The following is a 10487-nucleotide window of genomic DNA, read 5'->3' on the forward strand; positions in this document are numbered from 1 at the left end:
TTCAACATCGAACATCGAACGTCGAACCTCATTCTATTCTCTTCCTCGTCACGCGTCACGCGTCACTCGTCACTCGTCACGATAGTTCATCTTCAGTCACTTGTTCCAGTCCCTGAGATACCTGAAATCGATGCCCACGGTGCGGGGGTGAAGCTTGCAGATCGGGGGCATGGTGCGCTTGAACTGCGAAGCGGCGATCATTTTTTTCACCCGGCGCACGGCCGTCAGCGTGAAGCCGCGTTCGACGATCTCGCCTTCATCCAAGCGCTTGTCGACCGTCAGGTGCAGGATGAGGTCGAGGTCGTGGTAGCTGATGCCAATCTCGCCCTCATCGGTCTGCCCGGGCCACAGGTCGGCCGACGGCTTCTTGGCGACGATGGGTTCGGGGACGCCCAGGTAGCGGGCCAGCTCGTACACCTGGGTCTTGTAGAGATCGCCAATGGGCAGGAAGGCGGCGGCCGAGTCGCCGAACTGGGTGGAGTAGCCGACCAGGATCTCGCTCTTGTTCGAGGTCCCGGCCACCAGCGCCTTTTTGCGCACCGAAAAATCGTAGAGAACCGACATCCGTTCGCGGGCGCACTTGTTGCCGACCTGCAGCTTGCTCTCGGCCGGGTAGCGGTCGAAGTAGGCGTCCACGGCCGGCGAGATGTCGATGACCTCGCAGGCGACCTTGCAGCTTGCGCAGGCCAGCTTGCCGTGCTCCAGGCTTTCCAGCGCCGAAATGCGGTAGGGGAGAAGCAAGGCGAAGGTGTGGCGGCCGCCCAGGGCCTTTTTGCATAGGGCCAGGACCACGGCCGAATCCAGCCCGCCGGAAACCCCGACAATGGCGTTCTTGAAGCCGTTTTTGTATATGCTGTCGCGGATGGAGCTGACCAGGATCTTTTCCACCAGGTCGCAGCGGATCTTAAGCATGGAGGATTCTCCGCAGTTCCCTGAGCACCAGCTCCGGTTGCTCGTCGCGCAAATAATTGGAACTCAAGCGGGCGCGGCGGACATCGGCCGTCTTGATCTCCGCGTCCAGCACATCTTCGTCGACGTACTTGGCCTTCTGGACGATGCCCTGGCCGGCGCGGGCCAGGAAAGAGCCGCCGCCGAAACCGATGCCGTCCTCGAAGCCGACGCGGTTGACGAACAGGTAGTTCTGGTGATAGAACTGGGAAAAGACATAGCCCATGGTCTCCCACAATTGAAAGGAGGAGATCCCATCCTTGCCGATCCCCCGCTGCGGGCTGTTGGAAATGCCGATCAGCAGGTCGGTCTTTTGGATGAAGTACAGGTAGGCCAGCATGGGGAACAGGATTTCCCGGCAGATGAGAATGCCGGCGGTCATAGCCCCGATTTTAAAGGTCCGGAATTCCTCTCCCGGTTTGAAGATCATCCTTTCCTCGAACATGCCGTAGTTGGGCAGCTGCACCTTGCGGTGGGTATGGCGCCACTTGCCCTTGGAAAAATAGAGGGCGGCGTTGGTGATGAGTCCCGCTTCCTCTTCCAGCGGCGCGCCGATGATGATATCTATCTTTTTGCTCAATTTTTCCATTTCGCGCCATTCGCGGCCCTCTTTTTTTAGGGCGATGTCGCTGGCCAGGTCCTTCAGTTGGTAGCCGCTGATGCTCAATTCGGGAAAAACGATCAGTTCCCGTCCGTCGGCGATGGCCCGGGAAATATGGCCGATGTGCGCACCCAGGTTTTTCTCGATGTTGCCCAGGGCGGGACTGAACTGAATGGCTCTTACTTTCATATGCATAACTATACCATGAATTGGCGCCTATTGGCAATCGGCCAGGCTGCGGCGAACCGTCAGCGCCGGGAGTGCGAACGCATGTTCCCCCTCCGGAAATATATCGACCGCTTAATGGAAATACAGTGCCGCTTGGGTGCTTGGGCGCTGGTTTACTTGGCCATGGCCCAATTGACAGCAACCCATGATTGTGATATTTTTGTGCCTTTCAGAGACCATTCTCAATAAGGAACCCCTTTGAAAAATAGAATTGTCCTTTTCTGTCTGCTGATCACTTTTTTTTCCGGGCTCTGGGCCTCTGAAAAACAGACCGGCGCCATGAATCTGGAAGACGCCAAGCCGGCCGTGAAGACCGGATGGGCGTTCATCGAAATGGGGATCAACCTGGCCGTTACCGCCGTCTTTTATTGGATAAAATACACCCAGTTTCTCGAGGATTGGCAATTCACCCTGACCTGGAAAGACCAGCAGCGCAAGTTTTTCACTTCCGAGGGTTTGCGCATGGATTCCAACCGGCTCCTGACCAATGTGGTGCACGCCTGGGCCGGTGCTTTCTATTATAGTTGTGCCCGGACCAACGGCCTCAGCCCTTTCGTTTCTTTGCTGTTTTCAGCGGGCGGGTCACTTATTTGGGAATACGTCGCCGAGTGGCGCGAGATCTCCTCGATCAACGACCATATCTTCACTATAGCCGGCGGTCCGGCCAGCGGCGAGCCCCTTTTCCAGATCGCTTCCCATTTCCGCAGCCGCCCCGGCCTGGCCAATCGCATTGCCTGCCTGCTGGTCAACCCGGTGCTGGGGATCAACGATTTCATCGACGGCAAAAGCCGGCCGGCGCGCGTTCCGAGCCGGGGGGCAAGCGATTTCCGCCTCAGCCTCGGCGGCAAGCAGGGACCGGCGTCGCCGGCGGACAACGCCTCCGCCCATGCCGCCTTCGATCTCGACCTGCGCCTGGTCACCCTGCCGGGCTACGGCCGGCCCGGATCCGGCTCCGGTTATTCGCGGCTGCCGCTCGACAACGAGTACCGCATCTCCTTCAGCTTCAACGACAGCCTGGTCGAGGAAATTTCAGCGCGCACCAGCTGCGTCCTGGCCGGCTGGTGGTGGAGGCGGGTCAGCGCCAGCGAAAACGGAGCGCTGCGCGGCAGCGAATCGTGGCTGGGCTGGGTCATGGCCTGGGATTTCTTTCTCAAGAAAACCGTCGCCGCCTACGACGGCGACGAGCTGGGGATGACCGATCCCTGGTTAGAGCGTGAGCAGCCGACGCGCTACACCGATAAATACTCCACCATCCATCTCATCGGGCCCGACTACAACCTGACCATGTACTCCGGCGCCCTGACCGCCCGGCTCGGCCTCCAGGCCACCCTCGACTTCAGCATGATCCATTCCCTGGCCTACAATACCTATTCGGCCGATCACGATGTCTGGGGGGTGAAGACGACCCTGCACAACTGGGGTTATTACTATTCCATGGGCTACAGCCTGGAGGGACGGTTTGATGTTCGCACCCAAGGCTTGCGCCTGGAGGCCGGAATCGAATACCAGCGCTGCGCTTCTATCCAGGGGCTCGACCGCTTCCAGGACGATATCCGTGACGACTCGCGCCTTAGCGACACCCGTTTCGCCTACAATGCCGCCCTATCCGTCGCCGTCCCGCGCTCGCCATTCTTTTTTTCCTTCAACCTGGAGGGGATCGACCGCTCGGGCCGCTTCCATGAGGTCAGCGTCAAGAACCACGAGCTGCGCTTCTTCTACCGCCTGGGAGTCAGTTTCTAGCCGGCGCCCCGCTGCGGTCTTTCTTTCCCGCACGTCTGACTTCCCGTGAACTAACCTTTTCCCTTTGCCGTGGATATTAGAGGTATGAAGCAGTGGCCGATGACCTGTTCCGATTGCGTCCCTTGGGCGTTGCCCGGCCGTGCTATAATACCTCAACGCATGAAAAAGAACAGGGTGGAAGCGTTGGCGCAGGAAAATAATTCATTTTGGGAGCTTGTCGCGCCCGTCGAAAAGAAGCTGTTCAATTTCCTGCGCAAGGCACTCAACTTTTCCGAAGACAGCAACGATTTGTATCAGGAAGTGGTGATCCGGGCCTGGCGTTATTTCCCCTCTTTTGACCGCCAGCGCAGCTTCTCGACATGGATCTTCGCCATCGCCCACAACGAAATCAAGAAACATTTCAATCAGCGCAAGAAAGAACAGACCGTGATCCCGATAGACTTGCTGCTTAAAGAGCCTGCCGCCCCGGCCGATGATCCTGACCTGGCCTTGATCTATGGGACAGCCCGGCAGTTGCCCCCGCGGCAGCGGGAGGTTTTTTATCTGTTTTATTACAACGGTTTTTCAATCGCCGAAATCGCCGCCATTTGCGGCCTGCGCCAGGGGAACGTGAAGTTCATCCTCAACCGCAGCCGCGAGGCGGTGCGGTTGGCTTTGGAGACAAACAATGAAAAATGACGACCTGGATCGATTCATTTTCAGCCGAGTCGGAAAGAATGAGCTGGAGATACCCGCGGAGGTGCGGGATGCCGTGCGACGCCGCATCGGGGCACTAGCAGGCCAGCCAGGGCCATCGGTCTGGAAACGGGCAAAAGTCTGGGCGCCTTTGCTGGCCGCGACTTTGCTTGTTATCGTGCTTTCTCTTCCCCTGATTCACCCGTCCAAGCCCCCGGGAAAAAAGATCACCCAGATCCGCACCGAGTTCACCATCCCGGCAAAGAACATCAAGATCATCTGGGTGCAGCGTGACGATTTTTATCTGCCCGAGACGAATGGATAAAAATTGTCTTTATGAAAATGAAAAACAAATAAAAATGGAGGTGAAATGTGAATATGAAAAACAAATTCCTGGTCAACCTGATCATGGTTGTATTTTTAGCGGTTTTCCTCAACGCCCAGGCGGGGCTGGGACGGGGGCGGCTGAGCGGTTCCGTGCTGGATGAGACCGGCAAGCCGGTGGCCAATGCCGTCGTAACTGTAGAGTTTGAAAACAGCGGCAAGAAGATCCAGACCAGCAGCGGTCAAAAGGGCGAATGGGCTTTGCTCGGTTTGGGAACCGGACGCTGCAAAGTCATGGTCATGGCGGACGGCTTTTTGCCGGCCACCATGCAGGTCACCGTCTCCCAGCTGCAGCGGAACGCCCCGGTCAGCTTCGTGCTGAAGATCGATCATGACGAATTCGTGTTGAATAGTGATATTGAAAAGAAAACCATCCTGCTGCGTATCTTTACCGTCATTGCCGCAAAGGAGGGCAAAACCGAACCCATTGAAAATAAGGATCTGGAAAACGTTCTCGCTGAGGTCAGCAATCTGTTGAGTTTTAAATCCTATGTGCTCGACGGGGCATCCATGATCACGGTCAACGAAGGCGCAGAATTCAGCAGGTTGGCGCTCTCTTCGTCACTCAGTGAGAATTTGCGGTTTGATTTCAAAAAGATTTCCGTTTTGACCGGCGGTAACGGCAAGCGATCGGTCAAGCTGGAATTCTGGCTGAACCAATCGAGCAACAATCAGGTGTTGCTGAGTTCGGAAACCGAGATCGCCGAGAACGGCTATCTGGTGGCCGGGGTCTCGCGCATCGGCAATGACGGCAAGTCGCTGGTACTGGTGATCAACGCCGAGATTAAATAAAGCAGGTTGAAAGAGCAGCGGCTTGTTGACAAAAATGCCGGCAAAGCTTATATTTCATCGGCGATCTGAAAATTTTACTGAGATCAAACATCTGACATAAGCTTTGGAGGCATTATGAAAAAGATCGGCATCATCATCTGCGGACGTTACCTGTCGTGCGGCGGCGGGAAATGCTTCCGGGCCTTGCGCGAGCGGGTCGGGGCTTTCGCGGCCTACGCCAAGGACGAAGCGGTCGAAATCGTCGGCTTCGCCAACTGCGGCGGCTGCCCGGGCGGCAACATCGAAAACGTGCCGGCGGAAATGAAGAAGAATGGCGCTCAGGAAATCCATCTGGCCACCTGTTTTGTCGTCGGTTATCCTCCCTGCGAGCATACCCGGGATTTCAAAAAGTTCATCGAAACCGCTTTCGGTCTGCCGGTGGTAATCGGCACCCATCCGATCCCCCTGAAGTATTACGAAAACCATCAGAAACTGCCTTTCTGGAAGCAAGCCAAAATGGATGAGATCGCCGGCGAGCTGATGGCCGAAACCCGCGGGGTCATGGAAAACTATAATTGAGGCGGAAGCCGGCATGAATCAAAACAGCCAGGCCGGGGAGAATGGCCGCATCGCCACCTATTCCGATCCCACCGATATTTCTCCTTACATCAACGGTGAAAAGAAAAAGGTCGTCCTGTTCGCCATGACCTCCTGCCCCTATTGTCACATGTTCGAGGAACGGTTCCTCGAATTCTCCCGAACGTGCTCCGCTGACTACGATTTCCTGCGCGTGACCATCGACGACCCGGGCAACCCTCTGTGGTCCAGGTACGAGATCCATGTCGTTCCCCAGGTCATCGTCTTTGCCAAGGGCCGGATCGTCTCGCGCCTGGACTCCATCCCCTTTGTTGGCATAACCAAGAAAAACTGGGCCGAGTTCTGCGCCGCGTTAAAGTAGGATTTCAGGGCGCTATTTGGCCGGCTCGAGCGTCGGCGTGAAGGTCCAGGTCCAGCCGTCCTGTTTGTGGATCAGGGATTTCTTGTCCTTGGAGATGCGCAGGTTGTCCGACTCGGGCACCGACATGCCCAACATGACTGGCGACAGCACGATCAATTCCTCGGGATGTTTCTTGACGCTGCCCGGCACGGCTTTATTTTTTCCGGTGCAGAACTGGGCCACATCCGCCGCGGGGTAGGTGGTTTGTACCTGCAGCTCGAGTACTCCACTCAAGCCGTCCTTGACCCCCAGAAGTTCCCAGTGCTCATACTCGCCCTTGAGCACCGGCGGCCGGCACTTCGGCTCATAGTTGCGCAAGTTCTTGACTGCGGATTTTTCGTTGAGGATAGTCGGGGTTCCCACCAGCGTGGACTCCGTGAGCCTCCACTTCAAGTCGATCACCACCCGGTCGGTCACGTCGGCGTAACCGATGTCGCCCGAACCGCCGATGACATTGGTTTGTGCCTGATAGACGCCGACGATATGGTAGCAAACAACGTCGGCGCTGCTCCAGCGCATCATGGCTTCCATGTCCATTTGCTGGTCCTGAGCCTGGGCCGGTTGCCAGGCGCATAAAAAAATCAAGACGATCATCCAATGCAATGGCTTCATTTGATTCTCCTCTTCTATAATCGATGCGCAAAAAACGCGATCGATGCCTCTATTCTGGTTGCTTCGGGCAGAGATGTCAAATCGCGGCAATGCCATATTGATAAATCGACCCAATATCCTTAGAATTCAGGCATGAGCAAATATTTTCTTCCAATTGCTATCAGTCTGGTCATCACTTTATCCGGGTGCTCAGCCAAAAAAGACACGGAGGTTTTTGCCGACATCTACAAAACCGCTGCCGGCGATACGTCGTCCTATCAAACCCTGCGGGTGCTCTGCAAAAACTATCCCAACCGGCTTTGCGGTACGCTCCTCTCCATTCAGGCGATCAGATACATGAAGGGCGTCATGGCGCAAGAGGGCTTTGACCGCGTGTATCTTCAGGAATGCTCCGTCGCCCATTGGCAAAGGGGCAGCCAAGAGGTCGGTGCAATCAGATCAAAAAAATTTGGGGAGACAAAACTTTCGCTATGCGCCTTGGGCAACTCGGTCGGCACAGCGGTCAATGGCTTGCAAGCCGGGGTCGTCGAGGTCGCGTCATTCGAACAGCTGGCCAAGCTGGGAGAAAAGGCCGTCAAGGGAAAAATCATTTTTTTCAACAAGACGATGGATCCGGGCAAGGCGAACACCTTTGAAGCCTACGGCGAGGTTGTCTCCTTGCGCTTCGCCGGGGCGTCGGTCGCCGCCAGGTATGGAGCGGAGGCGGTCGTCATCAGGTCGATCACCACCGCCGTCGACACGTTCCCGCACACCGGGGTGATGAGGTACCGGGACACGCCCAAACAGATACCGGCCTTCGCCCTAGCGACCGCGTACGCCGATATCGTGAGCAAGCAGCTGGCCGCTGACCCCAAATTGAAGCTTTTCCTGAAATCGGATTGCAAGCTTCTGGCCGACGAAAAATCCTTCAATCTGATCGGCGAGGTGCGCGGCAGCGAATTTGCCGACGAGATCATCACCGTCGGCGGGCACATCGATGCCTGGGACATCACCGAGGGCGCCCATGACGACGGCGGCGGCTGCGTGCAGGCGATCGCCGTCTGGAAAATTTTCCGAGCTATCGGCTACAGGCCCAAGAGAACCCTGCGTGTCGTCCTGTTCATGGACGAGGAGCTAAACCAGCGCGGCGGGAAAAAGTATGCCGCAGCGGCCCTTTTAAAGAAAGAGAAACATCTTTTTGCGCTGGAATCGGACGGCGGCTGCGACCGGCCCATCGGCTTCAGCTTCGATACGAAAAAGGAATATCTGGCGAAATTCCAATCCTATCGCAATTTGTTCGCGCCTTATGGGGTTACGCTTTTCATCAACGAGGGGAGCGGCGTGGATGTCGGTTTCCTGAAGGAACAGAACGCGGTCTTGGGCGAACTGCTTGCCGATCCCGGCCACTATTTCGATTATCACCACAGCGGCTACGACACCTTCGAGCGGGTCAACAAGGATTACCTGAACCAAGGGAGCGCCACCCTGGCTTCGCTGATCTACCTGTTCGACAAGTACGGGCTCAGGTAGTGCCGTCATTGAATAAAATTTCCATTTAGTTTACATTATCCGGATTGGATTATCACTATTTAACAGGGAGATTAAAAGTGACGAAAAAACAACAAAAATGGATCGCGTTGCTGGTGACCCTGACATTCGCTTGGATGTTGCAGGTTTCCGCTAGGCCCCTGGCCGCAGCTGGCACGGTGGATGCTGTCAGTTCAGCGAACGGCGAACAAGGATCGGGCTTTCTCGAGGCCGCCGGAAACAAAGCTGCCCCGGCCCCGAAAAAAAGCCTTTTGCCCTATGTCCTCATCGGTGTGGGCGTTGCCGCCGTGGCCGCTGTTTTGTTCCTGGTGGTCCTTAAAACCGATTACGACATCACCGGCGAATGGACAATGAATTATTCCGTCCCCGGGTCTCCAACCGTCACGGGCCTGATGACGTTCAGCGGAGATAAGAAGTCCGGCACCACCGTGTTGAACACCACCCCGGGTGAGTATATCGTCGATGGCAAGAAAGTGACCATCAACTTGAGAAAAATTTTGTATGATATCCCGCGCCGTTGGGAATTCATCGGCGAGTTTAAAGCCAAGGACCGCATTGAGGGCGACTTCAAATTCTACGACAACGAAGTATACAAGCCCCAATACGACACGACGTTTTCTTTGGATAGAAACTGATGGAATAATCTCAAATCCGTTGATAGGAAAAATTGAAGCCGAAGGGGAGAGTTGAATAGCAACACTATGCGTTTCACAGACGGTAAATCAGAAACGCATCTAGTGATACCATCACTATGCGTTTCCAAGTTCGGAAAGCTGGAAACGCATCCAGTGATGGTATATTGACACTAGCTGATTTTCCCAACTAAAAAACTTGGGAAAATCAGAGTGTCAATATGCTATATTGGCACTGGCTGATTTTCCGGATCTAAAAGTCCTTTGAAAATCAGAGTGCCAATACTCGCGACCTAGGCATAACAGCGAGGGGGATCCTATCTGGGATGAGAGCAAGCGGGCATTCCTTGCCGGAGCGGTCAAGTATTCCGCCGGACCGGCGGAAGGGCTTGCAATTTTTCCCGATCCGATGTACATTCTTCTGGCCAAATACCATCGGTTCCGGACGGATTACGGAAGGCAGTCACAGATGACAGATTCCATTGAACAAAAGAAGAAATCGCTCATGCAGGAGATCGGCAAGCTCCGCGAAGAGTACCAGGTCGAGCTGCCCAAGCGCATCGCCGAGGCGCGCAGCCAGGGCGACCTCAGCGAAAACGCCGAATTCGACGCCGCCCGCGAGAGGCAGGCTTTCCTCAAGGCCCGCATCGCCCAGCTGAGCCACCTGCTGCAGCAGTACAAGGATATATCCGCATCCCCTGTCGACGAAGAAAAGATCGGCTATGGCTCGGTCGTGGTGGTGCTCGAGCTCAATTCCAACACCCGCTCCGAATACACCATCGTCCACCCCATTGAGGTCGACCCTTCCGAGGGCAAAATCTCCCTCGGCTCGCCGGTGGGCATGGCCCTGCAGAACCGCACCGTCGGCGAGGAGGTTGTCGTCACCGTTCCCGCCGGGGAAAAAAGGTTCTATATCGAAAAGATCACCACCCTGCGCGGCACCGTATTCAGCGCCTGAACCGACGAGGTGCCAGTTCGGTGCAATTTTTTATGACTTTGAATCGCCTGCCCCGATAATGGTACTGCATGTAGAGTTAGGATTTGAGGCCTATTTCTTTTGAAGCGCTTCGCGATGGCAGATTGAAGGGCAGCCCCACCCTGCGTCGCTGATCTACCTGGTCGACAAGTACGGGCTCAGGTAACATCATCGTCCGCTTGAATAAATTATTTGGATCGCATAACATTAATTGTAAAATTATCGGTCGTAAGGAGAGAACGGTATGATGAAAAGACAAGAAAAATGGATTGCCTTGCTGGTGGTTTTTTCTTTTTTATGGCTGCTGCAGGTGTCGGTGACGCCGCTGGGAGCCGTCGCTGCCAAGGATCAGGGACAAATCAGTACCGCTAGCGCCGAACAAGGGCCAGGCTATGT

The 10487-nt window shown here is 55.6% G+C and carries 12 protein-coding genes; 9 read left to right on the plus strand and 3 right to left on the minus strand.

Annotated features, from left to right (window positions below; genetic code table 11):
• Positions 1-96: 96 nt before the first annotated feature.
• Both NTW95_09490 and NTW95_09495 read right to left on the minus strand, forming a co-directional pair.
• A complete protein-coding gene (locus tag NTW95_09490) occupies positions 97-912 on the minus strand; it encodes an NAD+ synthase (GenBank protein ID MCX6557643.1) in 816 nt (271 codons plus the stop codon).
• Entirely contained in the window at positions 905-1738 is an 834-nt protein-coding gene (locus NTW95_09495; protein ID MCX6557644.1) for a hypothetical protein, read from the minus strand. The genes NTW95_09490 and NTW95_09495 overlap by 8 nt, the downstream gene beginning before the upstream one ends.
• Before the next feature lie 237 nt (positions 1739-1975).
• Between NTW95_09495 and NTW95_09500 the strand changes: the two genes are divergently transcribed.
• The 6 genes from NTW95_09500 (at position 1976) to NTW95_09525 (ending at position 6305) form a co-directional block, all read left to right on the plus strand.
• Complete coding sequence (locus NTW95_09500; protein MCX6557645.1) at positions 1976-3517, plus strand: DUF3943 domain-containing protein; 1542 nt, start codon at positions 1976-1978, stop codon at positions 3515-3517.
• Positions 3518-3676: 159 nt separating this feature from the next.
• Positions 3677-4195: an RNA polymerase sigma factor gene (locus NTW95_09505; GenBank protein MCX6557646.1), complete on the plus strand. Its 519-nt coding sequence runs from the start codon at positions 3677-3679 to the stop codon at positions 4193-4195.
• A complete protein-coding gene (locus tag NTW95_09510; protein ID MCX6557647.1) occupies positions 4185-4517 on the plus strand; it encodes a hypothetical protein in 333 nt (110 codons plus the stop codon). The genes NTW95_09505 and NTW95_09510 overlap by 11 nt, the downstream gene beginning before the upstream one ends.
• A gap of 53 nt (positions 4518-4570) precedes the next feature.
• A complete protein-coding gene (locus tag NTW95_09515; GenBank protein MCX6557648.1) occupies positions 4571-5368 on the plus strand; it encodes a carboxypeptidase-like regulatory domain-containing protein in 798 nt (265 codons plus the stop codon).
• 114 nt (positions 5369-5482) lie between these two features.
• Positions 5483-5926 (plus strand): CGGC domain-containing protein, encoded by a 444-nt coding sequence (locus NTW95_09520; protein ID MCX6557649.1) that lies wholly within the window; start codon positions 5483-5485, stop codon positions 5924-5926.
• Between the two features lie 13 nt (positions 5927-5939).
• Positions 5940-6305 carry a thioredoxin family protein gene (locus NTW95_09525; GenBank protein MCX6557650.1) on the plus strand — a complete coding sequence of 122 codons (366 nt, stop codon included), beginning with the start codon at positions 5940-5942 and terminating at the stop codon, positions 6303-6305.
• 12 nt (positions 6306-6317) lie between these two features.
• Here the strand turns inward: NTW95_09525 and NTW95_09530 are convergent, their stop codons facing one another.
• Positions 6318-6956: a hypothetical protein gene (locus NTW95_09530; GenBank protein MCX6557651.1), complete on the minus strand. Its 639-nt coding sequence runs from the start codon at positions 6954-6956 to the stop codon at positions 6318-6320.
• Between the two features lie 132 nt (positions 6957-7088).
• Here NTW95_09530 and NTW95_09535 point away from each other — a divergent pair, with 132 nt between their 5' ends.
• The 3 genes from NTW95_09535 (at position 7089) to NTW95_09545 (ending at position 10073) form a co-directional block, all read left to right on the plus strand.
• The gene (locus NTW95_09535) at positions 7089-8465 is read left to right on the plus strand and encodes a M20/M25/M40 family metallo-hydrolase (GenBank protein MCX6557652.1); all 1377 of its coding nucleotides are present in this window, start codon (positions 7089-7091) and stop codon (positions 8463-8465) included.
• A gap of 77 nt (positions 8466-8542) precedes the next feature.
• Positions 8543-9118 carry a hypothetical protein gene (locus tag NTW95_09540; protein ID MCX6557653.1) on the plus strand — a complete coding sequence of 192 codons (576 nt, stop codon included), beginning with the start codon at positions 8543-8545 and terminating at the stop codon, positions 9116-9118.
• A 466-nt stretch (positions 9119-9584) separates the two neighbouring features.
• Positions 9585-10073, plus strand: a complete 489-nt coding sequence (locus tag NTW95_09545) for a GreA/GreB family elongation factor (protein MCX6557654.1) — start codon at positions 9585-9587, stop codon at positions 10071-10073.
• Positions 10074-10487: the final 414 nt, after the last annotated feature.

The sequence above is a fragment of the Candidatus Aminicenantes bacterium genome (assembly GCA_026393795.1).
In the GTDB taxonomy this organism is placed as follows: domain Bacteria; phylum Acidobacteriota; class Aminicenantia; order UBA2199; family UBA2199; genus UBA2199.

What these genes read in the sequence shown, in the direction of transcription:
- NTW95_09535 (MCX6557652.1), top strand. Translation starts at nt 7,089, where the DNA reads ATGAGCAAATATTTTCTTCCAATTGCTATCAGTCTGGTCATCACTTTA.
- NTW95_09545 (MCX6557654.1), top strand. Translation starts at nt 9,585, where the DNA reads ATGACAGATTCCATTGAACAAAAGAAGAAATCGCTCATGCAGGAGATC.
- NTW95_09520 (MCX6557649.1), top strand. Translation starts at nt 5,483, where the DNA reads ATGAAAAAGATCGGCATCATCATCTGCGGACGTTACCTGTCGTGCGGC.
- NTW95_09510 (MCX6557647.1), top strand. Translation starts at nt 4,185, where the DNA reads ATGAAAAATGACGACCTGGATCGATTCATTTTCAGCCGAGTCGGAAAG.
- NTW95_09505 (MCX6557646.1), top strand. Translation starts at nt 3,677, where the DNA reads ATGAAAAAGAACAGGGTGGAAGCGTTGGCGCAGGAAAATAATTCATTT.
- NTW95_09515 (MCX6557648.1), top strand. Translation starts at nt 4,571, where the DNA reads ATGAAAAACAAATTCCTGGTCAACCTGATCATGGTTGTATTTTTAGCG.
- NTW95_09495 (MCX6557644.1), bottom strand. Translation starts at nt 1,738, where the DNA reads ATGAAAGTAAGAGCCATTCAGTTCAGTCCCGCCCTGGGCAACATCGAG.
- NTW95_09525 (MCX6557650.1), top strand. Translation starts at nt 5,940, where the DNA reads ATGAATCAAAACAGCCAGGCCGGGGAGAATGGCCGCATCGCCACCTAT.
- NTW95_09530 (MCX6557651.1), bottom strand. Translation starts at nt 6,956, where the DNA reads ATGAAGCCATTGCATTGGATGATCGTCTTGATTTTTTTATGCGCCTGG.
- NTW95_09490 (MCX6557643.1), bottom strand. Translation starts at nt 912, where the DNA reads ATGCTTAAGATCCGCTGCGACCTGGTGGAAAAGATCCTGGTCAGCTCC.